Source organism: Streptomyces umbrinus (assembly GCF_030817415.1).
GTDB lineage: Bacteria > Actinomycetota > Actinomycetes > Streptomycetales > Streptomycetaceae > Streptomyces > Streptomyces umbrinus_A.
The window spans coordinates 4,093,155-4,118,865 of the sequence record NZ_JAUSZI010000002.1; the positions used below are offsets into that span (position 1 = coordinate 4,093,155).

General features: G+C 69.4%; 22 protein-coding genes. 10 read left to right on the top strand and 12 right to left on the bottom strand.

Annotation, left to right across the window (positions count from 1 at the left end; genetic code table 11):
• Nucleotides 1-77 precede the first annotated feature (77 nt).
• The 3 genes from QF035_RS17820 to QF035_RS17830 all read left to right on the top strand — a co-directional run bounded on the left by QF035_RS17820 (nt 78) and on the right by QF035_RS17830 (nt 3,335).
• Nucleotides 78-1,445, top strand: a complete 1,368-nt coding sequence (locus tag QF035_RS17820) for an extracellular solute-binding protein (protein WP_307521337.1) — start codon at nt 78-80, stop codon at nt 1,443-1,445.
• Between the two features lie 95 nt (nt 1,446-1,540).
• A complete protein-coding gene (locus QF035_RS17825; RefSeq protein ID WP_307521339.1) occupies nt 1,541-2,488 on the top strand; it encodes a carbohydrate ABC transporter permease in 948 nt (315 codons plus the stop codon).
• A 1-nt stretch (nt 2,489) separates the two neighbouring features.
• Nucleotides 2,490-3,335: a carbohydrate ABC transporter permease gene (locus QF035_RS17830; RefSeq protein WP_307521341.1), complete on the top strand. Its 846-nt coding sequence runs from the start codon at nt 2,490-2,492 to the stop codon at nt 3,333-3,335.
• A gap of 42 nt (nt 3,336-3,377) precedes the next feature.
• Here QF035_RS17830 and QF035_RS17835 read toward each other — a convergent pair whose 3' ends face one another.
• Both QF035_RS17835 and QF035_RS17840 read right to left on the bottom strand, forming a co-directional pair.
• Nucleotides 3,378-3,902 carry a hypothetical protein gene (locus tag QF035_RS17835; protein WP_307521342.1) on the bottom strand — a complete coding sequence of 175 codons (525 nt, stop codon included), beginning with the start codon at nt 3,900-3,902 and terminating at the stop codon, nt 3,378-3,380.
• A 108-nt stretch (nt 3,903-4,010) separates the two neighbouring features.
• Complete coding sequence (locus QF035_RS17840; protein ID WP_307521343.1) at nt 4,011-4,463, bottom strand: PPOX class F420-dependent oxidoreductase; 453 nt, start codon at nt 4,461-4,463, stop codon at nt 4,011-4,013.
• Between the two features lie 202 nt (nt 4,464-4,665).
• Here QF035_RS17840 and QF035_RS17845 point away from each other — a divergent pair, with 202 nt between their 5' ends.
• On the top strand, nt 4,666-5,379 hold the full coding sequence (locus QF035_RS17845; RefSeq protein ID WP_373466674.1) for an XRE family transcriptional regulator: 714 nt from the start codon (nt 4,666-4,668) through the stop codon (nt 5,377-5,379).
• A 130-nt stretch (nt 5,380-5,509) separates the two neighbouring features.
• Here the strand turns inward: QF035_RS17845 and QF035_RS17850 are convergent, their stop codons facing one another.
• Complete coding sequence (locus QF035_RS17850) at nt 5,510-6,535, bottom strand: ATP-dependent 6-phosphofructokinase (RefSeq protein ID WP_055614533.1); 1,026 nt, start codon at nt 6,533-6,535, stop codon at nt 5,510-5,512.
• Between the two features lie 276 nt (nt 6,536-6,811).
• Between QF035_RS17850 and pta the strand changes: the two genes are divergently transcribed.
• The 3 genes from pta to pyk all read left to right on the top strand — a co-directional run bounded on the left by pta (nt 6,812) and on the right by pyk (nt 11,724).
• Nucleotides 6,812-8,944: a phosphate acetyltransferase gene (gene pta, locus QF035_RS17855; RefSeq protein WP_307521345.1), complete on the top strand. Its 2,133-nt coding sequence runs from the start codon at nt 6,812-6,814 to the stop codon at nt 8,942-8,944.
• Nucleotides 8,941-10,161: an acetate kinase gene (locus QF035_RS17860; protein ID WP_307521346.1), complete on the top strand. Its 1,221-nt coding sequence runs from the start codon at nt 8,941-8,943 to the stop codon at nt 10,159-10,161. The genes pta and QF035_RS17860 overlap by 4 nt, the downstream gene beginning before the upstream one ends.
• Before the next feature lie 144 nt (nt 10,162-10,305).
• Nucleotides 10,306-11,724 carry a pyruvate kinase gene (gene pyk, locus QF035_RS17865; protein ID WP_307521347.1) on the top strand — a complete coding sequence of 473 codons (1,419 nt, stop codon included), beginning with the start codon at nt 10,306-10,308 and terminating at the stop codon, nt 11,722-11,724.
• Between the two features lie 188 nt (nt 11,725-11,912).
• Here the strand turns inward: pyk and QF035_RS17870 are convergent, their stop codons facing one another.
• The 4 genes from QF035_RS17870 to QF035_RS17885 all read right to left on the bottom strand — a co-directional run bounded on the left by QF035_RS17870 (nt 11,913) and on the right by QF035_RS17885 (nt 16,092).
• A complete protein-coding gene (locus tag QF035_RS17870; RefSeq protein ID WP_307521348.1) occupies nt 11,913-13,214 on the bottom strand; it encodes a hypothetical protein in 1,302 nt (433 codons plus the stop codon).
• Nucleotides 13,204-13,743, bottom strand: a complete 540-nt coding sequence (locus tag QF035_RS17875; RefSeq protein ID WP_307521349.1) for a DUF6114 domain-containing protein — start codon at nt 13,741-13,743, stop codon at nt 13,204-13,206. Before QF035_RS17875 ends, QF035_RS17870 begins: the two co-directional genes overlap by 11 nt.
• Nucleotides 13,744-13,846: 103 nt before the next feature.
• Entirely contained in the window at nt 13,847-14,482 is a 636-nt protein-coding gene (locus QF035_RS17880; RefSeq protein ID WP_143636135.1) for a DUF6230 family protein, read from the bottom strand.
• A 620-nt stretch (nt 14,483-15,102) separates the two neighbouring features.
• Complete coding sequence (locus QF035_RS17885) at nt 15,103-16,092, bottom strand: tetratricopeptide repeat protein (protein WP_307521350.1); 990 nt, start codon at nt 16,090-16,092, stop codon at nt 15,103-15,105.
• 257 nt (nt 16,093-16,349) lie between these two features.
• On the opposite strand from QF035_RS17885, the gene QF035_RS17890 reads away from it, so the two are divergent.
• On the top strand, nt 16,350-16,979 hold the full coding sequence (locus tag QF035_RS17890; protein ID WP_307521351.1) for a TetR/AcrR family transcriptional regulator: 630 nt from the start codon (nt 16,350-16,352) through the stop codon (nt 16,977-16,979).
• A 297-nt stretch (nt 16,980-17,276) separates the two neighbouring features.
• Here QF035_RS17890 and QF035_RS17895 read toward each other — a convergent pair whose 3' ends face one another.
• The 4 genes from QF035_RS17895 to QF035_RS17910 all read right to left on the bottom strand — a co-directional run bounded on the left by QF035_RS17895 (nt 17,277) and on the right by QF035_RS17910 (nt 21,475).
• A complete protein-coding gene (locus QF035_RS17895; protein WP_307521352.1) occupies nt 17,277-19,013 on the bottom strand; it encodes an acyl-CoA mutase large subunit family protein in 1,737 nt (578 codons plus the stop codon).
• A gap of 98 nt (nt 19,014-19,111) precedes the next feature.
• Nucleotides 19,112-19,450, bottom strand: coding sequence for a DUF3817 domain-containing protein (locus tag QF035_RS17900; RefSeq protein WP_189845567.1), 339 nt, complete (start codon nt 19,448-19,450; stop codon nt 19,112-19,114).
• Nucleotides 19,451-19,620: 170 nt separating this feature from the next.
• Entirely contained in the window at nt 19,621-20,127 is a 507-nt protein-coding gene (locus tag QF035_RS17905; protein WP_307521353.1) for a MarR family winged helix-turn-helix transcriptional regulator, read from the bottom strand.
• Between the two features lie 10 nt (nt 20,128-20,137).
• Entirely contained in the window at nt 20,138-21,475 is a 1,338-nt protein-coding gene (locus QF035_RS17910) for an MFS transporter (RefSeq protein ID WP_307521355.1), read from the bottom strand.
• Between the two features lie 87 nt (nt 21,476-21,562).
• On the opposite strand from QF035_RS17910, the gene QF035_RS17915 reads away from it, so the two are divergent.
• Together QF035_RS17915 and QF035_RS17920 are read left to right on the top strand one after the other, a co-directional pair.
• On the top strand, nt 21,563-22,546 hold the full coding sequence (locus QF035_RS17915; protein ID WP_307521356.1) for an ArsR/SmtB family transcription factor: 984 nt from the start codon (nt 21,563-21,565) through the stop codon (nt 22,544-22,546).
• A 122-nt stretch (nt 22,547-22,668) separates the two neighbouring features.
• Entirely contained in the window at nt 22,669-23,685 is a 1,017-nt protein-coding gene (locus QF035_RS17920) for a glycoside hydrolase family 6 protein (RefSeq protein WP_307521357.1), read from the top strand.
• A 68-nt stretch (nt 23,686-23,753) separates the two neighbouring features.
• On the opposite strand, the gene QF035_RS17925 is transcribed toward QF035_RS17920, so the two are convergent.
• Entirely contained in the window at nt 23,754-25,709 is a 1,956-nt protein-coding gene (locus tag QF035_RS17925) for a kelch motif-containing protein (protein WP_307521359.1), read from the bottom strand.
• Between the last annotated feature and the right edge of the window lie 2 nt (nt 25,710-25,711).

Genomic DNA, 25,711 nt, shown 5'->3' on the forward strand with positions numbered 1-25,711 from the left:
TGGCTGGACCAGTCCTCTTAGGTTCTCGTGCAGCCCAACCCGGCCACAAAGATGTCGGCCAGCAGGAGGTTGTACCCGTGCGCCCCACAGCCGTTCCACTTCTCCTCGCCACCCTGCTCACCGCCACCGCGCTCAGTGCCTGCGGCAGCGAATCCGGAAGTGATCCGGACACGGTGAAGATCTCCTTCAAACAGTCGACGGACAACTCCATCAAGGTGATGGACACGTATCTCGCCGACATCAAGGAGCAGTTCGAGAAGGCCAACCCGGGCAAGAGAGTGGAGCTCGTCCCGATCAAGGCCCCGGACTCGGAGTACTACACGAAGCTCCAGCAGGTGCTCCGCTCGCCGAAGACGGCCCCGGACCTGGTCTACGAGGACACGTTCCTCATCAACTCCGACATCACGAGCGGATACCTCAAGCCTCTGGACCCGTATCTCGCCAAGTGGGACGACTGGAGCCAGTTCATCGACACGGCGAAGGAGGCGGCGCAGGCCCAGGACGGGAAGACGTACGGCGTGCCCGACGGAACCGACACCCGGGGCCTCTGGTTCGACAAGGCGATATTCAAGAAGGCCGGGCTCCCCGCCGACTGGCAGCCGACGAACTGGGCGGACATCCTCGACGCGGCCCGCGCGATCAAGGCGAAGGTCCCCGGCGTCATCCCCATGAACATCTACACGGGCAAGCCCGCGGGTGAAGCGGCCACCATGCAGGGCTTCGAGATGCTCCTCTACGGGACGGCCAGCGGGGCCAACGAGAGCCCCCTCTACGACCCGGCGTCCAAGAAGTGGATCACGGGTAGCCAGGGCTTCAAGGACTCTCTCGAATTCGTCGAGACGGTCTTCAAGGAGAAGCTCGGCCCGGACGTCTCGGACGCCCTCGACCCGAACATCGCGACCAGGGTCCGCGGCGAGTTCCTCCCCAAGGGCAAGCTCGGCATCAACCTCGACGGCTCCTGGCTCCCCCAGGACTGGCTGGAGGGCAGCGGCCACGAATGGCCGGAGTGGTCCGAGAAGCTGGGCCTCGCGTACATGCCGACGCAGACCGGCCAGGCGCCGAGCAAGGTGAGCATGTCGGGCGGCTGGACCTGGGCGATCCCGAGCAAGGCCGGCAACCCCGACCTGGCCTTCGAGTTCATCAAGACGATGCAGACGAAGGCGAACGCCCAGAAGTGGTACATCGCCAACTCCGGCATCTCCGTGCGCACGGACGTGGCCGAGGACCCGGCGTACGTGAAGGCGCAGCCCGGCATCAAGTTCTTCACGGACCTGGTGGCCAGCACGCACTACCGCCCCGCGTATCCCGCGTACCCGAAGGTCTCGACGGCCATCCAGGAGGCGATGGAGGGCGTGACGACGGGCGACAGCTCGGTCGCGGAGGCGGCGAAGGGGTACGACGAGGAGCTGAAGACGGCCACGGACAACCAGGTCATCAAGAAATGACCGGGGTTCGGAAGCACCGGAGCCGGGTCCCGGCCCGCCCGCGCCGGAAGACGACCGGCCGCACCAGAGGATGAGTGAGAAATGATCAGCCGCTCATGACCTCCGCACCTCCGGCGGGCCCCGGCGTGGTGAAGACCGCGCCGGGCCCGACCGCCCCACCGTCCACGCCCGGCGGCCGCCGCGATGTCCGCCGTGTCCTGACGCGGGCGCTGCCCCTCTCTCCCGCCGTCGTCCTGCTGCTTCTCTTCCTCGCCGGGCCCATCGCGTACTGCGTGTACATCGCCTTCACGGATCTCCAGCTCACCGGTCAGGCCGAGTCGTCGTTCATCGGCTTCGACAACTTCCGGGCCGCGTTCAAGGACGACGCGTTCCTCAACGCCGTATGGCTGACGCTGGTGTTCACGGTGCTGAGTTCCCTGATCGGTCAGAACACGCTCGGCCTGAGCCTGGCCGTACTGATGCAGCGCGCGTCGAAGCCGGTCCGTACGGTCACCGGCGGCATCGTCATCGCCGCCTGGGTGCTGCCGGAGGTCGTGGCGGGATTCCTGCTCTACGCCTTCTTCCGCCGGGAGGGCACGCTGAACGCCGTCCTGGACTGGCTCCATCTCCCGTCCCAGAACTGGCTGTTCACGCTGCCGATCCTCGCGGTGTCCTTCGCGAACGTCTGGCGGGGAACGGCTTTCTCGATGCTGGTCTACTCGGCGGCCCTGAACGAGATCCCGAAGGAGATCACGGAGGCGGCGGAGGTCGACGGCGCCGGCGGCTGGCGGCGGATGTGGCACATCACGCTGCCGATGATCCGCCGTTCCATCGGTACGAACCTGATGCTGAACACCCTCCAGACCCTCTCGGTCTTCGGTCTGATCTGGGTGATGACGAGAGGCGGCCCGGGAAACCGCAGCCAGACGCTCCCGCTCTTCATGTACGAACAGGCCTTCCAGAAGAGCATGATCGGCTACGGAACGGCCGTGGCCCTGCTCCTTCTGGTGGTCGGCTCGCTCTTCTCCCTGGTCTATATGCGCCTGCTGCGGACGGAGGTCTGACATGCCCGGCAGTACGACCCTCGTGTCCCGCCGCAACAGCCGCCGCTACGCCGCCGACGCGGGCCTTCTCTTCGTGGCGGCCGCGTTCGTCCTCCCCCTCGCCTGGGTCCTCCTCTCGTCGGTGGACCCGAAGGCCGACCTGTTGGTGAAGGTCCCCGACGGCGTCACCCTCGACAACTTCGACGCGGTCCTGAAGCCGGACATCACGTTCACGCCCCTCCTCAACAGCCTGATTCTGTGCGGCGGGGCGACGCTGCTGACGGTGGTGTGCGCGGCCCTGGCCGCCTACCCGCTGTCCCGGTTCCGCTCCCGCCTCAACCGCCCCTTCCTCCTGACGATCCTCTTCGCGACGAGCCTGCCGATCACGGCGATCATGGTTCCCGTGTACGCGCTGTTCGTTCAGGTGGACCTGATCGACACGATGCAGGGCACGATCTTCTTCTTCGCCGCGTCCCAACTGCCCTTTGCCATCTGGCTGATGAAGAACTTCATGGACGGCGTACCGAAGGAACTGGAGGAGGCGGCCTGGACGGACGGCGCGTCCTCGTTCCAGTCCCTCCTGCGGATCGTGCTGCCACTGATGGGCCCCGGCGTGGCCGTGGTCACCGTCTTCTCGTTCGTGATGATGTGGGGCAACTTCTTCGTCCCCTTCATGCTCCTGCTGACCCCGGACCAGATGCCGGCATCGGTGAGCATCAACGACTTCTTCGGAAACCGCGGAACGGTGGTGTACGGGCAACTGGCCGCGTTCTCGATCATCTACTCGACGCCGGTGGTCCTGCTGTACGTGCTGGTGGCGAGGCGGCTGGGCGGAGGGTTCGCGCTGGGTGGGGCGGTCAAGGGGTGAGGGGGCATGAAGGGGACAGGGTTACCCCGCCCCTTGAGGCCGTCAACCCACGGGCGAAGTGGCGAAGTCGTGCCAGGTCGCGGCTGTGCGGCTGGTCTGCTTGAGCAGCCGGGCCGGTCCGGGCGAGGCGGGCCAGAACTGGAGGAGGTAGCGGTCGTCCGTCTGGGGCTCGTCGTCCTCCCGGACGTTCTTGCTCCGGCCGTCGTCCATGCCGGAGGCGCAGTACCGCACGCGGTAGTCGCGCTCCTCCAGGCCCAGCTCCCACCAGTCCTTCCCGTTCCACTGCCGCAACTTCGTCTCCTGCGACACCGGCCGGAACGGGACCTCCACGATCTCCTCCCACGTCTCGTCCAGCTCGGGCCGGCTGTCATGCAGCTCGGCGGTCAGGTCGACGCCGCCGATCCACAGACCGGTCAGCAGAAGCAGCGTCCCGTCCGTCCCGCCCCCGCAGAGCCCGACACCCTCCTGCCCGGCGAAGGCGTCATGCAGGTCGCATTCGTCCTCGCCGCTCTCCACGAAGATCTGCCCGTAGTCGACACGCACCTCGTCATCGACAAGCACCTTCATTGAACCCGCCTTCGTCTGGGCCGACTTGGCCTCAGATCCTGTCAGTCGGCACCGACAACGGGACGGGCGGGGAGCCGGGCCGGCCTCACTCGGGAAGGCGGCCCGACATCACTCGGCGGGTTCGGAAGCCTCCGGAAGCACCCCGGGACGGAACTTCTCCACGCCCACCACATGCCGCACCCGCGTCGGCTCGATCAGGATCATCACGCGCCGCTCTCCCGGCAGCAGCCACGGATACCGGTCCTCGCCGATGTACTTCAGAGTGAGCCGGTCCATGGCCCGCTCGGCCACCTCGCCCTCGACGAAGCGGACGACCTGCCCCCGGATCTCCACCCGGTCATAGGGGTTCTCGGTGTCGTGATGGGACAGGGAAACGAACGGATTGCGCCGAAGATTCTCCTCCTTCACGCGGCCCATCGACGTGTTGACCATGACGTACTCGCCTTCGAGGTCCGCCCACATGGGCGACACCTGCGGTGATCCGTCCGCGCCCACGGTCGCCAGATGCCAGAAGTTCGGCGCCAGCAGTCGCTCGCGAATATGCCCTTCGATCCTGCTCACGGCGCTTGCCACCTTCGATCCGTCCGTCCGACTCGTCCGCACGAGCCCCTGCCCGACATCCTGATCTCCACACGGCCCGGCCACCAGCTGATCTTCGGCCACCCCGAACAGGCCTCGGACAGACATCCGAAACCGTAGGTTCACACGATCCGTATTCCTGGCCGAACAGACCGTAGTCACCGCAGCCCCGCACCCATACGTTGTGCGCGTGCACCAACCGTCGGCCCAACAGCCCACCCCGCCCTTCGACGCCCCGGCCGCCCGCAAACTGCGCCTCGCCCTGCGCATGGGGCCCGAGCATGTCGCGTACGGCATGCAGGCCTCGTTCGGACTGCCCTATGTCACCCCGGACCTGGTCGTCGCCTGGGAGCGGGGCATAGCCGCACCGAGCAATACCGAACTCACCGCGCTCGCGGGCGTGTTGTGGTGCTCGCCGGGCGATCTCATCGGCGCGCCGCGGACGTTGCGCGAGCACCGCATCGCGCGCGGTCTCGCGGCCGAGGACGTCGCGCGCGCCGTCGGGCTCGAACTCCTCGTGTACGTAGGGATGGAGGAGGCCGACGAGTGGCGCGGCAACGAGCGTCAGTCCTCGGCGCTCTCCGAGGTGCTCGACCTCTCCCTGGCGGACCTCGTCACGGTCACGGGCCACGAGACGAAGCTGGCGGAGATGCTGCGCAACGCCGTGACGACCCGCTGGCAGGCGTACGTACGCCCGGTGGGCAAGCTGCTGCCGCTGGACCGGCGCCTCGTGGGTGATGTGCTGCGGGCGCTGCACACCGAGTACCAGGGCCAGATGGTGGCCACGCTGAGCTGGAGCGGCGGGGCGGCCGCCGGTGAGGCCGACGACGCGGGCCGGGACTTCCTGGACCGGATCGTCGACCGCTTCTGGTCGGTGGTCCAGCGCAACAGCGTCTGACAGCGGTTGACAGGGGTTGCCGAGAAGCCCCGGACCGGCAGGGCAGGCCCGTAGCGACCGCTCGGGCCGGCCCGCGACGCCCCCTGAACAACCGGTCTTCTGAACAACCGGTCTTCTGGAAGCCGATCTTCTAGAAGACCGACTCCGCCTCGTCCATCCGGTCCTTCGGGACCGTCTTGAGCTCGGTGGTCGCCTCCGCCAGCGGCACCATCACGACGTCCGTGCCGCGCAGCGCGGTCATCCGGCCGAAGTCGGACCGGTGCGCGGCCTCGACCGCGTGCCATCCGAAGCGCGTCGCCAGCACCCGGTCGTACGCGGTCGGCGTGCCGCCGCGCTGGATGTGGCCGAGGATGACCGGCTTGGCCTCCTTGCCGAGGCGGCGCTCCAGTTCGTAGGCGAGCGCCGTGCCGATGCCCTGGAAGCGCTCGTGGCCGAACTGGTCGATCGCTCCGTGGCCGTAGTCCATGGTGCCCTCGGCGGGATGGGCACCCTCGGCGACGCAGACGACGGCGAACTTCTTGCCGCGCGCGAAGCGTTCCTCGACCATCTTGACCAGGTCGGCCGGGTCGAAGGCCCGCTCGGGCAGGCAGATGCCGTGGGCGCCGGCGGCCATGCCGGACTCCAGGGCGATCCAGCCGGCGTGCCGGCCCATGACCTCGACGACCATCACCCGCTGGTGGGACTCGGCGGTCGTCTTGAGGCGGTCCATCGCCTCGGTGGCGACACCGACCGCGGTGTCGAAACCGAAGGTGCGGTCCGTCGACGAGATGTCGTTGTCGATCGTCTTGGGGACGCCGACCACCGGCAGGCCCGCGTCCGACAGCATGCGCGCCGCCGTCAGGGTGCCCTCGCCGCCGATCGGGATCAGCACGTCGATGCCGAACTCGCGGGCCATGTCCTGCGCGTTCTCGCAGGCCTCGCGGAGGCGGTCGCGCTGGAGGCGGGAGGAGCCGAGGATGGTGCCGCCGCGGGCGAGGATGCCGCTGACGGCGTCGAGGTCGAGGCCCCGGTAGTGGCCTTCGAGCAGTCCGGCGTAGCCGTCCTCGAAGCCGATGACCTCGTCGCCGTAGTTCGTGACGGCTCGGTGCACGACCGACCGGATCACTGCGTTCAGCCCCGGGCAGTCGCCGCCTGCGGTGAGAACTCCGATGCGCATCGTGCTGTGTCTCCTGCTCGCTGTTGGGCTGTTTCTCCTGTGGTACCTGAGAGCCAGTCCGATTGTTTCATGGGCGACAGGGGGGCGCTGTCCGCGCCCTTCGCGCCTGCGCACGCCCCAGGCGCGCCCCTCAAGCCCCCGCTCCCCCTCGGCGGAGCCGCCGTCCGCCCCCTGCCGTGACGGGCGCCCTAACCATGCCCGGAGGTATTGTCAAGAGGGCACAGCCGATGATAACGGCTGTCTTTTTACCGCTATCGGAGGAAACGGAGAGCACGCGTGACGCGCAGCGTGTACGTGACCGGGATCGACCGAGGAGACGGCCGCCAGGTCATCGAGCTGGGAGTCATGGAGCTCCTGACCCGCCAGGTGGACCGGGTGGGGGTGTTCCGCCCCCTCGTCCACGACGGGCCCGACCGTCTCTTCGAGCTGCTGCGGGCCCGCTACCGGCTGGCCCAGGACCCGGCGACGGTCTACGGCATGGACTACCACGAGGCGTCCGCGCTCCAGGCCGAACAGGGCTCCGACGAGCTGGTCTCGCAGCTCGTCGACCGCTTCCACCGGGTGGCCCGCGACTACGACGTCGTCCTCGTGCTCGGCACGGACTACGCGGACACCCAGTTCCCCGACGAGCTCGCGCTCAACGCCCGGCTGGCGAACGAGTTCGGCGCCGCCGTGATCCCGGTCGTGGGCGGCCGCAACCAGACCTCGGAGTCTGTGCTCGCGGAGACCCGCAACGCGTTCCGCGCCTACGACGGCCTCGGCTGCGACGTACTCGCGATGGTGGTGAACCGGGTCAGCCCGGCCGACCGCGCCGAGATACACGCGCGGCTCGACAACCGCCTCCCCGTGCCGTGTTACGTGCTGCCGGACGAGCCCGCGCTCTCCGCGCCGACGGTCGCCCAGATCACCCATGCCCTCGGCGGCAAGGTGCTCCTCGGCGACGACTCGGGGCTCGCGCGCGACGCGCTGAACTTCGTCTTCGGCGGCGCCATGCTGCCGAACTTCCTGGGCGCGCTGACCCCCGGCTGCATGGTCGTCACGCCCGGCGACCGCGCCGACCTCGTGGTGGGCGCCCTCGCCGCGCACAGCGCCGGCACCCCGCCCATCGCGGGCGTCCTGCTGACCCTGAACGAGCGTCCCAGCGACCTCGTTCTCACCCTCGCCGCCCGTCTCGCCCCCGGCACGCCGGTGGTCGCGGTCGAGACCGGCTCCTTCCTCACGGCGTCCGAACTCTTCGGCATGGAGGGGAAGTTGAACGCGACGACGCCCCGCAAGGCGGAGACGGCCCTCGGTCTCTTCGAGCGGTACGTGGACACGGGCGGCCTGCTGAAGCGGGTCTCGGCGCCCAGCAGCGGCCGGGTCACGCCGATGATGTTCGAGCACAAGCTGCTGGAGCAGGCCCGCTCCGACAAGCGGCGCGTCGTGCTGCCCGAGGGCACCGAGGCCCGCGTCCTGCACGCCGCCGAGGTGCTGCTGCGCCGCGGTGTCTGCGACCTCACGCTGCTCGGCCCGGTCGACCAGATCCGCAAGAAGGCCGCCGACCTCGGCATCGACCTCGGCGGCGCCCAGCTGATCGACCCGCAGACCTCCGAGCTGCGCGACCGGTTCGCCGAGAAGTACGCCCAGCTCCGGGCCCACAAGGGCGTATCCGTCGAGCTCGCGTACGACGTCGTGTCGGACGTGAACTACTTCGGCACGCTGATGGTCGAGGAGGGCCTGGCCGACGGCATGGTGTCCGGGTCCGTGCACTCCACGGCGGCCACCATCCGCCCGGCATTCGAGATCATCAAGACGAAGCCGGAAGCCTCGATCGTCTCCTCGGTCTTCTTCATGTGTCTCGCCGACAAGGTCCTCGTGTACGGCGACTGCGCGGTCAACCCCGACCCGAACGCGGAGCAGTTGGCCGACATCGCCATCCAGTCGGCCGCCACCGCCGAGCAGTTCGGGGTCGAGGCGCGGATCGCGATGCTTTCGTACTCGACCGGCACGTCCGGCTCGGGCGCGGACGTCGACAAGGTGCGCACGGCCACCGAGCTGGTCCGCTCGCGCCGCGACGACCTGAAGATCGAGGGGCCGATCCAGTACGACGCCGCCGTCGAGCCGACCGTCGCGGCCACCAAGCTGCCGGGGTCGGAGGTCGCGGGACAGGCGTCCGTGCTGATCTTCCCGGACCTCAACACCGGCAACAACACGTACAAGGCCGTTCAGCGTTCGGCCGGCGCGATCGCCGTCGGGCCCGTTCTGCAGGGCCTGCGCAAGCCGGTCAACGACCTGTCCCGCGGCGCCCTGGTCGGGGACATCGTGAACACCGTCGCCATCACGGCGATCCAGGCCCAGGCCGCCCGGCAGGACCCCTCGGCCGCCTCCTCCCCGTCCGCGTACCCGACCCAGAAGGCCTCCGCCCAGTGACAGCCACCCGCGTCCTCGTCCTCAACTCCGGCTCCTCGTCGGTGAAGTACCAGCTGCTCGACATGAGCGACAGCAGCCGGCTGGCGGTGGGGCTCGTCGAGCGCATCGGCGAGGAGACCTCCCGGCTGAAGCACACGCCCCTCGCCACCGGCGAGTCCCGCGAGACGAACGGGCCGATCGCCGACCACGAAGCCGCCCTGAAGGCCGTCGCCGAGGAGCTGGCCAAGGACGGGCTCGGCCTCGACTCCCCCGAGCTGGCCGCGATCGGCCACCGGGTCGTGCACGGCGGCAAGACCTTCACCGAGCCGACCGTCGTCGACGACGCCGTGCTCGCCGAGATCGAGCGCCTCATCCCGGTGGCGCCCCTGCACAACCCGGCCAACCTCACCGGAATCCGTACCGCACAGGCACTGCGCCCGGACCTCCCGCAGGTCGCCGTCTTCGACACGGCCTTCCACACGACGATGCCGGAGGCCGCGGCCCGCTACGCGATCGACGTGAAGACCGCCGACGAGCACCGCATCCGCCGGTACGGCTTCCACGGCACCTCGCACGCGTACGTGTCCCGCGCGACCGCCGAGCTGCTCGGCAAGGCGCCGGAGGAGGTGAACGTCATCGTGCTGCACCTCGGCAACGGCGCCTCGGCGTCGGCGGTCGAGAGGGGCCGGTGTGTGGACACCTCCATGGGACTGACGCCCTTGGAGGGGCTCGTGATGGGTACGCGGTCCGGTGACATGGATCCCGCAGTCATCTTCCATTTGATGCGTGTTGGCGGGATGTCCACGGACGAGATCGACACTCTTCTCAACAAGAAGAGCGGTCTGATCGGCCTGTGCGGCGACAACGACATGCGGGAGATCCGCCGCCGCATCGACGAAGGTGCCGAGGACGCCGCACAGGCCCGACTCGCCTTCGACATCTACATACACAGACTCAAGAAGTACATCGGCGCGTACTACGCGGTGCTCGGCCGGGTCGACGCGGTGGCCTTCACGGCGGGCGTCGGCGAGAACGCCGCCCCTGTGCGCGAGGCCGCGATCGCGGGCCTGGAGGCGCTGGGCCTGGCGGTCGACGGCGAACTGAACGCCGTACGGTCCGGCGAGCCGCGCCTGATCTCGCCCGAGGGCGCGCGGGTCGCGGTGGCCGTCGTACCGACCGACGAGGAACTGGAGATCGCCGACCAGACCTACGCACTCGTGAGGAACGGGAACGCCTGAGGAGCAGCCGGGGAGCGGCCGACGAGCCGCTCCAGGAGAGCGCCGAGGAAGCCGGCCAGGCCCACGCCTGAGCGCGTACCCGCCCATTTGTATCTTCCACCAGACGGAATATTCCGTAGCGAAACAAACCGATAGGATCGCCCCATGCGCCGTTCCAAAATCGTCTGCACACTGGGCCCCGCCGTCGACTCCCACGAGCAGCTCGTCTCGCTGATCGAGGCCGGCATGAGCGTGGCCCGTTTCAACTTCAGCCACGGCTCCCACGCCGAGCACCAGGGCCGCTACGAGCGGGTCCGGGCCGCCGCCCAGGAGACGGGCCGCGCCATCGGCGTGCTCGCCGACCTGCAGGGCCCCAAGATCCGGCTGGAGACCTTCGCCGAGGGTCCCGTGGAGCTGGAGCGGGGTGACGAGTTCACCATCACGACCGAGGACGTCCCGGGCGACAAGTCGGTCTGCGGCACCACGTACAAGGGTCTGCCGGGCGATGTCTCCAAGGGCGACCAGGTCCTGATCAACGACGGCAACGTCGAGCTGCGGGTCGTCGAGGTCGAGGGCCCCCAGGTCAGGACGATCGTCATCGAGGGCGGTGTCATCTCGGACCACAAGGGCATCAACCTGCCCGGCACGGCCGTGAACGTGCCGGCACTGTCCGAGAAGGACGTCGAGGACCTGCGCTTCGCCCTGAGGATGGGCTGCGACCTGGTGGCGCTGTCCTTCGTGCGCGACGCCCACGATGTGAACGACGTGCACAAGATCATGGACGAGGAGGGCCGCCGGGTCCCCGTCATCGCCAAGGTGGAGAAGCCCCAGGCGGTCGAGAACATGGACGCCGTCGTCGCGGCCTTCGACGGTGTGATGGTGGCCCGTGGCGACCTCGCCGTCGAGTACCCCCTGGAAAAGGTCCCGATGGTGCAGAAGCGCCTCGTGGAGCTGTGCCGGCGCAACGCCAAGCCGGTGATCGTGGCGACCCAGATGATGGAGTCGATGATCACCAACTCCCGCCCCACGCGCGCCGAGGCGTCCGACGTCGCCAACGCGATCCTGGACGGGGCGGACGCGGTCATGCTGTCGGCCGAGTCGAGCGTGGGCGCGTATCCGATCGAGACCGTGAAGACGATGTCGAAGATCGTCGTCGCGGCCGAGCAGGAGCTGCTCTCCAAGGGCCTGCAGCCGCTCGTGCCCGGCAAGAAGCCGCGTACGCAGGGTGGTTCGGTGGCCCGTGCCGCGTGCGAGATCGCGGACTTCCTGGGCGGCAAGGGCCTGGTGGCCTTCACCAAGTCCGGTGACACGGCCCGCCGGCTGTCCCGCTACCGCGCCGAGCAGCCGATCGTGGCCTTCACCACGGAGGAGGGCACCCGCAACCAGCTCGCGCTGAGCTGGGGCGTCGAGTCCTACGTCGTGCCGTTCGTGCACAGCACCGACGAGATGGTCGACCTGGTCGACAACGAGCTGCGCAAGCTCAACCGCTTCACCGAGGGCGACATCGTCGTGATGACCGCCGGCTCTCCCCCCGGCGTCCCCGGCACCACCAACATGGTCCGCGTGCACCACCTGGGCGGCTGATCCGGCCCGTACGGCCGCCAAGAAGCGGCCGTACGGCCCCGCTTGTGGTCCGTACGGCCGCCTGTACGCCGCTGAGGGCGCCCCCTGCCGCGCAGGGGGCGCCCTCAGCGTGTTTTGCGGCTCCCGGAGGTCGGTTGGCTCCGGTGGGCGCCCGGAGGGCCGCGTACGGCCCGTCCGTCGCGTCCGGGTCAGTCCGTCGTGAACTGGTGCATGCCGGGGACGGTCAGCGTCCCGCCGAACTGGGCGGCCTGCACGACCTTCACCTTCGTGAAGTAGATCAGCGGGATGTTCAGCGGCGGCGGGTGCTCCGGGTCGAACGTGATCGGGATCAGACCGAGCAGGTTGCCGGAGATGCTCTCCGTGTACATGACCGTCTTACCGTCGCGGATGGTGGACGTGGTGCCCTTGCCCGCCTGCACGTGGTAGGTCTTGCCGGCCTGCTTGTCGGTGACCGTCTGGTGCAGGTCACCGATGTCGGTGCCGTCGGAGATCACGTACTTGAGGACCTCCTTGACCTTGCCGCTGGCCGTCTTCACCTTGACGATGCCCTGGTAGTCGGCGCCCTTGAGCAGGAGCGAACTGGCCTCCAGCTGCCAGGGGTCGTCGGCCAGGGCGGGAATGCCCTGCTCGACACCGCCCTCGTCGTCCGTGGCGGCCGGGCAGTCGTCCGGGTCGGTCGAGGAGCTCGCGGACGGGCTGGGGGTCGGGGACGCGGTGGCGTCGTCGGCCGCCTCCTCCGCCTTGTCCGCGGTGTCCTCGGCAGCATCGGTCGCCGCGTCGGTGACGTCCTTGACCGTGTCCTCGGCCTTGTCCACCGTGTCCTTGACCGGGTCCTCGGCCTTGTCCGCCGACGTCTCGGCGGGCTTCTCGGCCGCGGGGGTCGACGCGGAGGGAGTCGGGGTCGGGGTGGCCGTCTCCTCGTCGGGGGTGAAGATGTCCTTGATCGCCTCGCCGAGACCCAGGGGGTCGAGCGGGTTCTTCGACTCGGACGCCGAGGGGGTGGGCGTCGGTGTCGGCTCGGTGTTCTCGGCGGGCGCCTTGGACTCCGAGGCGGACGGCGTCGGTTCGGGCTTGTCGTCGGAACCTGAATCCGACGAAGAGCCCGAGCCCGGCGTGTCCGAACCCGACGGGTCCGAGGCGCTCGGCTCCTTCTCGTCGTCCGCGGGGGTGCTCGTCGAGGCGGACGGCGACGGCGTGGGGGACGCGTCGTCCTTGGCCTCTTCGGTCTCCTCCTCCAGCGCGTCGACGCAGTCCTTGTACTCGTCGATCGTCAGGTTCTTCGCCGACGGCTTGTCCTCGGCCCGGGCGAGCGTCGGCGTGAAGCCCATCCCCATGAGGATGGCCGTCGGCATCGACGCGATGGCTATCGCCTTGCCCGCGGGCACGTGCAACCTGGTGAACAACGGCTTCTTGGGGGCTGCGTGCCGCGGCCCGGTTCTCTCACGGGACTCCCCCGCGGGGCCCGCGTATTGGACCTCGTCAGCCGGCACTGTGCCTCCCGTTCGCCCCGTTGGTCGGGCTCGTTCCTGACAGATCGTTCGGCTCGCTCGCGCCGTTGGCCAGTGCGGCCTCCGGGGCGTCACCCTTGTCCGTACGGTCCGTCTCGGCCGGGCGCGCGGCGGGCTCCTCGCCCGGGGCCCAGGCCACGGCCATTCCGCCGCCCACGAGGGCCAGCAGGAAGCCGACGAAGAAGCCTCCGAAGTTGGACACCGGCAGCGACACCAGGCCCAGCAGGATCGCCGCGACACCGGCGAAGGTCCGGATGTGCTTCTGGTACCAGAGGCTGATTCCGAGAACACCCAGGAGCACGCCGATGATGAGAGACCCCGCACCCGCGGTCGTCGCCATGGCCAGCGTGAGATGCCCGATCTGCAGGTTCGCGTACGGAAGGTATGCGATCGGGAATCCGGCGATCAGGATGAACAGGCCAGCCCAGAACGGCCGGCCGCCCCGCCAGGCACGGAACCGCAGCCGCCAGATGTGGAATTGACCGCGCGCGGCAGGAGTCTCGGCGCTCATGGAAAACAGCTCCCTGGAACGGCGTTGCTGAGGGTTTTCACGTACTACGAAAAGGGACGGGCGGGCGAGGCAGCGCAGGCTCCCTCACCCGCCCACGGAGTGCCTAGTAGCACTCCTTGACACCCTTGGACAGCGACATCTTCAGGCCGCTGAGCTTGAAGGTGCCGGCGGTGGTCGCCCACGCCGTCTGCTTCACGTCGGTCAGCGTGGCCGAGTCGGCCTGCTGGGCGAAACCGTAGGGGTTCGCCTGCTCCTTGCCGCCCTTCATACCGGGGCCCTTGTCGGCGTTCCCGGCGGCAACACCGATGTCGATGTTGCGGAAGGTCGCGTTGGCCTGCAGATCCTCGACGTCGATGTAGAGGTTCTCGGCCTCGACCGGCGTGCTGCCGCCACCGGCCTTCAGCGTCAGGCTGACGGAACCGATCAACGGGATGTCCGGGGTGACCACGGACTGGCACATGTTGGTGATCTTGGCGCTCTTGAACGCCGACACCGCAACCGGGTGCGCCGTCTTCTCACCCTTGAGCGTGTAGCCCTGGTCGATGGCCCCGTACTGCGAGAAGCCAACACCGTCGAGCCGGTCCGCCGTCACCTTGAACGACTGACCCGACACGCTGAACGACGCGGCGAGAGCACCCTGAGCCAGGGCGACACCTATCGCGGCGGTCGCGGCCACGCTGGGCACCATGACTACCGCGAACCGCTTCCATCTGGTCCCGCCACGCACCTGGGACTCCATATTTCCTCCTTCTCGGACGTACATCTCCGGCCCTGGCTGCCCCCAGACGGCGGCTCAGCCGGGCAGGGATGGGAGAAGTGCTACGTCCTCGGGAAGGAGAGCGCCCCAACCCGGAGGCGCGGAACGCACCCGAATCACCGGCGATCACCCCCGAGCGACAACCACTGGTCGCGCCTGAACACTTCACGCACAACCTGCTGGACAGGCTCCACCGAACGGCGAAGACCCCCCTGCCCAAGGGACGGCGCCACTGCCGCCGTCCCTACTCGGTGGGGACCCAAGGAAACCCGCTGACCCGATTGGCTGTCGGGGAAGGGGAATGGACCGAGCGTCGCCGATCGTGGTGCATTCTCGCCGCCCGCACAAGGGGGTTCGTTACTGGCTAGTAACGGCCGGATAACCGAACAACGACCCGTCGGTATCGGCCGACAACTCTGGGTGGCACCAAGGGCGGTGACAAAGTGATCGAACCTTGGACGGAATCCGACAGATCACCGCCCCTGACTTACTCGCAGTAACAGCGGCCGCGTTTACCAAGTTTTGGTAAAACGCGGCCGCAGTACCGCTCTGTCGCCAAATTCTTCACTCGGGCACCACGGGTCCCGACGTTTAGCGACTGGTCAGAACAGGGCCCGGGCCAGCGCCCGGCGCGCCGCGGCGACACGCGGGTCGTCGGCGCCCACTACCTCGAAGAGCTCAAGAAGCCGTACGCGCGCCGCGTCCCGGTCGTCACCCGCCGTACGCGCCACCGCGTCGACGAGCCGCCCGAAGGCGTCCTCGACATGGCCGCCCACCAGGTCCAGGTCGGCGGCGGCGATCTGCGCCGGTACGTCACCGGGGTTGTCGGCGGCTTCCTTGCGCACCTGCTGCGGGTCGGCGCCCTGCACGCGCTGGAGCAACTCGGCCTGGGCCAGGCCCAGCTTGGCCTCCGTGTTGCCCGGGTCGTCACTCAGCACGTTCTTGTACGCCTGCACCGCGCCGCCGAAGTCGCCCGCATCCAGGGCCTGTACGGCGGCTTCGAGCAGCGCGTCGTACGGACCGGCCGGGACCTGGGCCTCCACGGGCTGCCCGCTCTGCGCACCCTGCTCGCCGTCCGGGTCGACGGTCAGACCCGTCAGGCCGAAGCGCTCCTCGGCGACCTGCACGAGCTGGTCGAGGGTGCCCCGGATCTGGGCCTCGGGGGCGGCCCCCTGGAAGAGCGGCAGGGCCTGACCGGCCACCACCGCGAACACCGCCGGGATCCCCTGGATCCCGAACTGCTGCATCAGCATCTGATTCGCGTCGACGTCGATCTTGGCGAGGACGAACCGGCCGTTGTACTCGGCGGTGAGCCGCTCCAGGAGCGGGCTGAGCTGCTTGCACGGCTCGCACCACTCGGCCCAGAAGTCGATGACGACCGGCACCTCGGTGGAGCGCTGCAGGACGTCCCGCTCAAAACCCGCCTCGTCGACGTCGATGACGAGACTCGACGGCGACACCGCGGAGACGGCTCCGCCGCCCTGCCGCGCCGCTTCCGCACGCGCCTGCTCCGCCTTCGCCTTGGCCTCTTGGGCCGCCTTCACCGCGGCGAGGTCGACGACTCCGCTCATGGACATGTTCCGTGGCTGCATGCGTCTATCCTCCCCCCTCCGCGCGCCTCTGTGAAAAGCGTTGTGAAAGCTGGTCGATTACGTGGTCCAGTACTGGTCGACGTCGGTCCTGGCGCCGGGTCCCCACCTGGCGCCGCGCGGTTGTCGCTCGCACACGAGCTTTCGCTACGGGTCGTAGCGTAACTCTCTCCGGGGAATCGCGTCAGGCGCATTCCGGTGATCTCCCTCACGGCTCCACGGAATCCCCTTACTCAGAGTCCCCGGATATGGTCACCGGCATGCAGAGCCGCACCTCCGCCCCCCGCACCGGGCGTCCCCGCAGCGCCGCCGCGGACGCCGCGATCCTGGCGGCGACGCGTGCGGCTCTGGTCGAACTGGGCTGGTCCAAGCTGACGCTGGGGGACGTGGCGACACGTGCCGGGGTGGCCAAAACGACCCTCTACCGTCGCTGGGCGGGCAAGAACGAGCTCGTGGTCGACGCGGTGGCGGCGCTCTTCGACGAGCTGGAGCTGCCCGACCGGGGGAGCCTCTCGGCGGACATCGAGGGTGTGGTGCTCCAGTTCGCGGCGATCCTCGCGCGCCCGGAGGCGAAGAGCGGGTTGATGGCGGTCCTCGCCGAGTCCACGCGGGACGACGCGCTGCGGGAGCGGATCCGGGCGTCTGTCGTCGACCGTCAGAAGCGGTTGGTGGTTGAAGGGCGGCGGCGGGCCCAGGTCCGTGGTGAACTCCCTCCGGAGTCCGACCCCTCGGCCGCGGCCCGCACGGTCGATCTCATCTTCGACATGGTCGCCGGTGCGGTGGTCCACCGCACCCTGGTCTGCGCCGAACCGGTCACCCCGACGTGGGTCCACGACTTCACCCGGGTCCTGCTACTGGGCTTGTCGGGTGCGGCAACGCCGGAGGCTTGAACCCTTTTGTCGCCCCCGCCGCCCCTACCCATTCCCGTCACTAGCTCAGGGGCTCCGCCCCCGAACCCCCGTTAGTCGGGTGCGGGTGGTGTGTGGCTGGTCGCGCAGTTCCCCGCGCCCCTGAAAGACGGGGCTGCGCCCCTGTCTTTCAGCCTGTCCGGCGTTTGAGGACGAGCGCGTTCAGCGCGATTCCGGGGGCCTGGGGGCGGAGCCCCCAGAAAGGGACGATGGGGGTCCCCCCGCTCGAGCGAAGCCGAGAGTGGGGGAGGGTAGAGGCGGCGGGGGCGAAAAAAACGGCTAGAACCCCGCCGGTTCCGTGTACTCGCCCCACTCTTCCCGGAGGGCATCGCAAATCTCGCCGAGGGTCGCCTCGGCCCGCACCGCGGCGAGCATCGGCACGATCATGTTCGACCCGTCCCGCGCGGCGGCGAGCATCGCGGCAATGGCCCCATGCACAGCCGACTCCGACCGACCCGCCCGCCGCCCCGAGAGCACCCGAACCTGCTCCCGCTCCACCTCATGCCCGACCCGCAGAATCTCCAAGTCACCAGTGACAGAGCCGTGGTGGACGTTGACACCCACAACCCGCTTCTCCCCCTTCTCCACAGCCCGCTGGTACCGGAACGCCGACTCCGCGATCTCCCCGGTGAACCACCCGTCCTCGATCCCCCGCAGAATCCCGGACGTGACGGGCCCGATCGGATGCACCCCGTCGGGATGCGCCCGCTCCCCCCGTTCCCTGATCTGCTCGAAGATCCGCTCCGCATCCGCCTCGATCCGGTCCGTCAGCTGCTCGACGTACCAGGAACCGCCCAGCGGATCCGCGACGTTGGCGACACCGGTCTCCTCCATCAGCACCTGCTGCGTACGCAGGGCGATCTCCGCGGCCTGCTCGGACGGCAGGGCGAGCGTCTCGTCGAGCGCGTTCGTGTGGAGGGAGTTCGTGCCGCCCAGCACCGCCGCGAGCGCCTCGACCGCCGTACGGACGACGTTGTTGTACGGCTGCTGGGCCGTCAGCGAGACGCCCGCCGTCTGCGTGTGGAAGCGCAGCCACTGCGCCTTCTCGGACCGCGCCCCGTACACGTCCCGCATCCACCGCGCCCAGATCCGCCGCGCGGCCCGGAACTTGGCGATCTCCTCGAAGAAGTCGACGTGCGCGTCGAAGAAGAAGGACAGCCCCGGCGCGAAGACGTCGACGTCGAGCCCGCGCGACAGCCCCAGCTCCACGTACCCGAACCCGTCCGCCAGCGTGTACGCCAGTTCCTGCGCGGCCGTGGAGCCGGCCTCGCGGATGTGGTAGCCGGAGACGGACAGCGGCTTGTACGCGGGGATCGACGAGGCGCAGTGCTCCATCAGGTCGCCGATGAGGCGCAGATGCGGCTCCGGCTGGAAGAGCCACTCCTTCTGCGCGATGTACTCCTTGAAGATGTCGGTCTGGAGCGTGCCGTTCAGCACAGGCGGGTCGACGCCCTGCCGCTCGGCGGCCACCAGGTACATGCAGAAGACCGGGACGGCCGGTCCGCTGATCGTCATCGACGTCGTCACGTCGCCCAGCGGGATGTCCTTGAACAGGACCTCCATGTCGGCCGCGGAATCGATCGCGACCCCGCAGTGGCCGACCTCGCCGAGCGAACGCGGATCGTCGGAGTCGCGCCCCATGAGCGTGGGCATGTCGAAGGCCACGGAGAGCCCGCCCCCGCCGTCGGCGAGGATCTTCTTGTACCGCTCGTTGGTCTGCTCGGCGTTCCCGAAACCCGCGAACTGCCGGATGGTCCACGTCCGCCCGCGGTAGCCGGTCGAGTAGAGCCCGCGCGTGAAGGGGTACTCCCCCGGCCAGCCGATCCGCTCGAACCCGGCGTACGCGTCCCCGGGCCGAGGCCCGTACACGGGCTCCACCGCATCACCGGAGAGCGTCGTGCGTGTCCAATCCCTTGGGGGCTTCGCCCCCAAACCCCCGGCGGCTTCCCGCTTGTGCGAGGTGTCGTACCGGGCCTGCCAGCGACGGCGGCCCTCCTCGATGGCATCAGCGTCCATACCATCAAAGTTACTAGGACGTCCTAGTAATCGTCGACGGCAAACCGCCACAGATCACACCCGTGGCGGTGGTGGCTCCCAGCCCGTCAGTCAGTCCGTCACGCCTTTGCGACCGCGCCCGCGTCCTCCGTGACCTTGGACTCCAGCTCGCGGCTGACCTTGCGCTCCACGAAGAAGGCGGCCGTGGGGACGGTGCCCGCGAGCAGCACCCACAGCAGCTTCGGGACCGGCCACTTGGCCTTGGAGCCCAGGTCGAAGGCGAAGACCAGGTAGACGACGTACAGCCAGCCGTGCGCGACGCTGACGACACGCGTGAAGTCCGCGGCGCCGTCCAGGTCGAGCACGTACTTGCCGATCATCCCGAGGACCAACAGGACCAGCAGGACACCGGTGACGTAGGCCATGACGCGGTAGCGGGTCAGCACGCTCTTTTTCATGGCTACGAGCGTAACCACCGGTTTCGCACGATCTTCGGGCACCCCCGCCCGTCGTCGGAGGCCGGCAACGGGCCCCACAAGCGGCGCGGGGCGGGACATCATGCGGCTCCGCCGCGTGGGCGCGACCAGCCCCCGCCAACCCCGCTGTCGACGAACCGCACCCGGCGGAGCTACTCGTCGAAGTCGTGCGCCGCCACCCTCAGCGGACGCAGCATCGCGAAGATCTCCCGGCACTCCTCGGCGTCGTACACGCCGAGACCGAACTCCATCGACATCAGGTCGCGGGTGGCGGCGTCGCAGACCTCGCGGCCCTTGTCGGTGATGGAGGCGAGGGTGCCGCGGCCGTCGTTGGGGTTGGGGCGCTTGTCGACCAGTCCTGACCGGGCGAGCCGGTCCACGGTGTTGGTCACCGACGTCGGGTGCACCATCAGCCGTTCGCCGATCTTGGACATCGGCAGCTCGCCGGCCTTGGAGAAGGTGAGCAGCACCAGGGCCTCGTAGCGCGCGAACGTCAGCTCGTACGGCTTGACGACCGCGTCGACCTCGGCGAGGAGGATCTGGTGCGCGCGCATGATGGAGGTGATCGCGCCCATGGACGGCACGGATCCCCAGCGTTGCTTCCAGTGCTCGTCGGCACGGGCGATGGGATCGAAGGCAAGACTGAGCGGCTTCGGCACGGCAAAGACCCTACCGGCCGGTCATATCGTGGTCAGCCCCGTCTCGCGTATCGATATTCGCCCCCTTTGCCGCCCTCACTCCCCGCCCCTTCGCCGGCGCCTTCCCCTCGCCTTCCCGGGCCCCTCCCGTACGCCGTACCTCCACCGCCAGGAGCACGCAGCACACGGTCCCCACCACGCCGACGCCGCCCACGACCGTGCTGACCGCCCAGAACTCGGCGGCCGCACCGGCGAGCGCCATGCCCACGCCCTGGATCGTCATCAGCCCGGCGGTGTGCACGGTCATGGCCCGCCCGCGCAGTTCCTCGGGAACGGCGTCCACGAACCAGCGGTCGAGCCCGAGGGTGTACGCGCCCGCCGACCCGGCGAACACCAGCACGAGCAGGATCCAGCCGAGGCCCGGGTGGAAGGGGTAGAGGAGGAGCGGCAGCAGTCCGCCGCCCGCCAGGGGCAGCACGATCCGGGAGCGGGCCGCGGGCGACAGGGCGGCGCCGGCGTACAGCTCCCCCGCGATCGTCCCGACCGGCATCGCGCACATCAGCAGTCCGATCCAGGCCGTGCCGACCCCGATCTCGTCCGCGTACGCGGCGGCCAGCGCCTCGGGTGCCACGACGAACATGGGCGGCACCCACAGGAGAAGCAGCAGCGCCCGGATCCGGCGGTCGGCGAGAACCTGCCGTGCGCCGGAGAGCGAGTACCGCACGAGCGCCCCGCCCCCGGCACGGGCCGGTCGGCGGCGCGTGCCCAACCGCAAAAGCAGCGCCGAGGCGAGGAAGGTGCCCAGCGTGACGGCCAGTGCCCCGCGCGGCGGGACCACGGTGAGCAGGACACCGCCGAGGCCGAAGCCCACGAGCACGGCGCTCTGCGACACGATCCGCAGCAGGGACCGGCCGAGCACGAACAGGTCGCCGTCGCCGAGGATGTCGGTCAGCGTGGCCATCCGTGTCCCGCTGAACACCGGTGACACGGCCGCGATGACGCACCGCAGCACGAGCAGTGCGGCGACGGGTGTGGCCGGCAGGGCCATCAGCGCCGCGCACCCGGCGCACACCAGGTCGCAGACGACGAGCACCCGCCGCGGCGGGAACCGGTCGGCCACCCCGGACAGCAGCGTGCCGCCGACGAGGTAGGGGAGGAAGCCCAGCGCGAACACCAGGGCGCTGAGCAGCGGCGACCCCGTGAGCCCGTACACGAGCACGGTCAGCGCGATCTCGCTGACGACGACGCCGAGCAGCGACAGGGCGTGTGCGAGGAACACGGCACGGAACTCGCGTACGGCGAAGACGGGACCGTAACCGGTCTTCTCGGGGGTGGGCAGCGTCGACGTGCCCCTGTTCTCTTCCGGCATGTCCCGCAGCGTGCCTGTGCACGGGCCGCCCGCCGTAGAGTTTCGGTGTCAGCCGAATCTTCGTGATCGACCCCGGCGGGAGGGTCCATGCCGTTCCATCTGCACTTCGGCGAGGACGACCTCCTCAGGTGCCGCTTCGCGGTGTCCCCGCTGTGGGAGACCCAGGAGGCGGTCCGTACCCTCAACCGCCCCGAGCGGCACGGGTATCACGCGCACTGGCTCCGTCGTACGCGTTCGGCGGCCGCGGAGCTCGATCTGACGTCTCTGTGGCTGTTGATGCCCCAGCGCGGGCACACCCCGGACTGGCTGGGGCCTCCGCCGCTCGGCCCCTCGGCCACGTTCGACGAGGAGATCGCGGCGGTTCGCGGTGCCGATCCCGAGGCGGCCCGCGAGGACACCGCACTGGCGCTCGCGGACACCCCGGGCGCCCTCGAATCCCCGCGCGGGCGCGCCCTGCTGGCCGACCCGGTCCGCATGATCCAGGAGCTGACCGACCTGCTGGCGGCGGCCTGGCGCGCCCTCGTCGAGCCCGACTGGCCGAGGCTGCGCGCCCTCCTGGAGGCCGATGTGGTCTTCCACTCGCGGCGCCTGGCCGAGGTGGGCCTGGGCGGGCTGCTGTCCGAGCTGGACCGGCGGCTCGCCTGGGACGCCGGCACGCTCACGATCGACGTCAAGGGCGACCACGTCCGCGAACTCGGCGGCCAGGGCCTGGTGTTGATGCCCAGCGTCTTCTCCTGGCCGAATGTGGTGAGCGGCTTCGATCCGCCCTGGCAGCCGACGCTGGTCTACCCGGCGCGCGGCATCGCGGGCCTGTGGGCCGAGCCGTCCGACCGCACGCCCGAGGCGCTGGAACGGATCCTCGGCCGCGGCCGCGCCGCCGTCCTGACCGCGCTCGACGACCCCGCCACCACGACGGGCCTCGCGCACCGCCTCGGCCTCGCGCCCTCGTCGGTGTCGGCGCATCTGTCGGCGCTACGCGACGCGGGTCTGCTCGTCTCGCGCCGGTACGGACACCAGGTGCTGTACGAGAGGACGCCGCTGGGCATCGCACTGGCGTCGGGCGGCGCCTGACGCCCCGACAGCAGCCCTACCGGAGGCGGCCGCCCACGGTGTCGCACCCCTGCCGGTCAAGTCCGTTATGCCACGATAGTCGGACATCGTCACTGACCGTCACCTTCGCCCAAGGGGGCAGGATGTTCCGGCAGACCCGTACCCGTACCCTCGCGGCGCTCGCCGTGCTCGGACTCGTGGCGGGCTGCTCGTCCGCGCCCGAGGCCGACACGGACACCGCCGCCCGTGAGACGTCCCCGCTGGCGAGCCCCGCCGCCGGTTCCCCGTTCTGGGTCGACCCGGCGAGCCCCGCGGCCCAGCAGGTGCAGCGGTGGGAGCAGCAGGGGCGCGAGCGCGACGCCCGGCTCCTGAAGCTCATCGCGGACCGGCCCGCCGCGATCTGGCCCTCCGCCGAGCGCCCCGAGCCGAAGATCAAGGAGGCGACCGCGGCGGCGGCCCGGGAGGGGCGTACCGCGGTCTTCGTCGCGTACGACATCCCGCACCGCGACTGCGGACAGCACTCGGCGGGCGGGGCGTACGGCGCGGACGCCTACCGGGACTGGATCGACCGGTTCGCGCGGGCCATCGGCGACAGCGAGGCCCTGGTCGTGCTGGAGCCGGACGCGGTCGCGCACATCGTGGACGGCTGCACCCCGGGCGAGTACCACGCCGAGCGCGAGCAGATGCTCACCGAGGCGATCGTGCGGCTGAAGCGGCAGCCGCGGACGAAGGTGTACCTCGACGCGGGCAATCCGGCCTGGATCCGGGAGTCGTGGAAGCTGGTCGAGCCTCTCAGGCGCGCGGGCGTCGCGAACGCCGACGGCTTCGCCCTGAACGTCTCCAACTTCCAGACGGACGAGACGACGAAGGAGTACGGCCGCCGCCTCTCGGAGGACCTCGGCGGCAAGCACTTCGTCGTGGACACCAGCCGCAACGGCAACGGCCCGCTGGACGGCGACCCCTCCCAGGCCTGGTGCAACCCGCCGGGCCGCGCGCTGGGCACCCCGCCCACCAAGGAAACCGGCGACCCCCTCGTGGACGCCTACCTGTGGATCAAGCGCCCCGGGGAGTCGGACGGACAGTGCCGCGGCGGACCGTCGGCGGGTCAATGGTGGGCGGACTACGCCCTGGCTCTGGCCCGCAACTCCAGCGCCCCATAAGGGGCGCGGGGAACTGCGCGACCAGCCACGAACAACCCGCAGACACAAACGGGCAACCAAGCGGAGCGTCACCGCACCTGGACCCACTTCGCCTCCGACGGCGTCCCGTCCGCGTCCGTCACGAACAGCATGTACCAGCCGGGCGGCACCAGCGTCCGGTCCTTCGGTACGTCCACGGTGACCGAGTCCTCCGTCTTCGTGACCCCGAGCGCGATGGACCGCTGCTCGACGTCGGTGGTGTGGGTGACCGCGCTCGGCCGCATCAGACGGGCGTTCACGATCCGGTCCGGATGCCGGGTCGCGAAGGTCGCGCGGCCCTCGCCGTCGACCTCCTGCGGACCGTCGCCGAGTACGGGACGGGTCTTGGCGTTCTTGTGCAGGGTGGGCGGGGTGTAGATCTCCATGCGCTGCTCGAAGTGGCCGAGCTTGGTGTTCTGCTGGTCGTCGAAGAGCGGGTCGGAGCCGAACGTGGCGACCCGGCCGTCGGGCAGCAGCAGCGCCTCCGAGTGGTAGTTGCGGCCGACCCTGGGCGAGGCCGCCGAACGGAAGGAGTTGGACCTGGGGTCGTAGAACTGCGCCTTGAGGATGTTGCTGGCGCTGCGCCCGCGGTAGTCCGAGGAGCCGTTGGATGTGAACACCGAGTCGTCCGGCATGATCACGCTGTTCAGGTAGCGGGTGCCCTGCGGCAGGTCGGGGCCGTCCTCGAAGACGGGGTTGTCCTTCTTGAGGTCGATGACCGCGGTGCGCGAGGTCGCCTTCTTGGACTCGCCGACGCCTCCGCCGCCGAGGATCATCACCTTCTGGTCCTGGGCCGGGGGCAGCAGCAGGGACGCCGACGTCTCCGTCTGGTCGGTGTCGCTCAGCCCCGGCACCTTCTCGAACTTGTTGGTCTTCAGATCCCACAGGCCGGGTTCGCGCCCCATGGTGGCGGGCCCGTAACCGGCGTTCGAGGCCGGGTAGAAGAGCTTGCCGCCCTTGGTGAGGAAGAGGGCGGGATAGGTCGGGAAGTAGTGCTTGGGGCCCGGGGTCCACTTCTTGGTCTTCGGGTCGTAGATCTCGTTGTCGCCCGGGTCGATCACCCCGACGTCGTCGAGCCCGGAGACCGCTAGCACCCGCCCGTCCTCCAGACCGACCAGCGTCGGATACCAGCGGGCCTTGCCCATCGGCGCGACGGGCACGTACTTCTCCGCCGTCGGGTCGAACTCGTACGCGGCCTTGATCCCCTGGAAGTCCTGCTTGTCCATGGTGATCTTCTCGGAGAGGCCATATGTATTGGCCGCCTCCTTCCCCTTCAGGCCGAGAATCTCGTACTGGGCCTGCTTGCCCGCGACCGACCGCTGCCCCAACTCGGCGGCCTCGACGAAGACCCGGGCCTCGCTCGCGGTGACCTTCGTCTTCCAGGGCTGCATCACACCGGCCCTGTTGTACGTGATCTCCTGCGTGCGCTTGGCCTTGGGGACGGTGACGTCGAACCTGCTGACGTACTCCACCCCGGTCGGCGAACGGAACCGGGTGCCCTTCTTGAGGACGACCGGCCTGTCGGGGTTCTCGTTCTTCACGCGCATGCCGCCGCCGGCCCGGTCGACCTCGCCGTCGAGCAGCTCGTAACGCGCCGTGCCGCCGGCCACCAGCATCCTGCCGCTGGGGAGTTGGGCGTGTCCGGCGCAGAAGAAGTCGTCCGGGGTGGGGATCTTCTTGAAGGTGTCGTTCCTCGGGTCCCACAGGACGGTGTCGAAGGAGCCCTTGTCGAACTTCTTCTGCTCGTTGCCGGAGCCCGCGACGATCAGCACCTTGCCGGTGTGCAGGAGCGCCGCGTGGATGGCGTTGGTGCGGAACTCCTTCGGAATGTCCAGATGCTTCCAGGAGCCGTACTTCGCCTTGTAGCCCGGCTGGGCGATCTTGTACTCGTAGTACTGCTCCGAGGCGAAGCCGATCGCGGCCGGGGCGTTGAGTCCGGCGAGCAGCGCGACGCCGCCTATGCCGAGCAGCCTCTTCTGGGTCTTCTTCGAAGGGCGGTAGGCCATGG

Coding starts and splice junctions, on each gene's coding strand:
- QF035_RS17825 (WP_307521339.1), top strand. CDS start 1,541: ATGACCTCCGCACCTCCGGCGGGCCCCGGCGTGGTGAAGACCGCGCCG.
- QF035_RS17830 (WP_307521341.1), top strand. CDS start 2,490: ATGCCCGGCAGTACGACCCTCGTGTCCCGCCGCAACAGCCGCCGCTAC.
- QF035_RS17835 (WP_307521342.1), bottom strand. CDS start 3,902: ATGAAGGTGCTTGTCGATGACGAGGTGCGTGTCGACTACGGGCAGATC.
- QF035_RS17850 (WP_055614533.1), bottom strand. CDS start 6,535: ATGCGCATCGGAGTTCTCACCGCAGGCGGCGACTGCCCGGGGCTGAAC.
- pyk (WP_307521347.1), top strand. CDS start 10,306: ATGCGCCGTTCCAAAATCGTCTGCACACTGGGCCCCGCCGTCGACTCC.
- QF035_RS17875 (WP_307521349.1), bottom strand. CDS start 13,743: ATGAGCGCCGAGACTCCTGCCGCGCGCGGTCAATTCCACATCTGGCGG.
- QF035_RS17880 (WP_143636135.1), bottom strand. CDS start 14,482: ATGGAGTCCCAGGTGCGTGGCGGGACCAGATGGAAGCGGTTCGCGGTA.
- QF035_RS17885 (WP_307521350.1), bottom strand. CDS start 16,092: ATGCAGCCACGGAACATGTCCATGAGCGGAGTCGTCGACCTCGCCGCG.
- QF035_RS17890 (WP_307521351.1), top strand. CDS start 16,350: ATGCAGAGCCGCACCTCCGCCCCCCGCACCGGGCGTCCCCGCAGCGCC.
- QF035_RS17895 (WP_307521352.1), bottom strand. CDS start 19,013: ATGGACGCTGATGCCATCGAGGAGGGCCGCCGTCGCTGGCAGGCCCGG.
- QF035_RS17900 (WP_189845567.1), bottom strand. CDS start 19,450: ATGAAAAAGAGCGTGCTGACCCGCTACCGCGTCATGGCCTACGTCACC.
- QF035_RS17910 (WP_307521355.1), bottom strand. CDS start 21,475: ATGCCGGAAGAGAACAGGGGCACGTCGACGCTGCCCACCCCCGAGAAG.
- QF035_RS17915 (WP_307521356.1), top strand. CDS start 21,563: ATGCCGTTCCATCTGCACTTCGGCGAGGACGACCTCCTCAGGTGCCGC.
- QF035_RS17920 (WP_307521357.1), top strand. CDS start 22,669: ATGTTCCGGCAGACCCGTACCCGTACCCTCGCGGCGCTCGCCGTGCTC.
- QF035_RS17925 (WP_307521359.1), bottom strand. CDS start 25,709: ATGGCCTACCGCCCTTCGAAGAAGACCCAGAAGAGGCTGCTCGGCATA.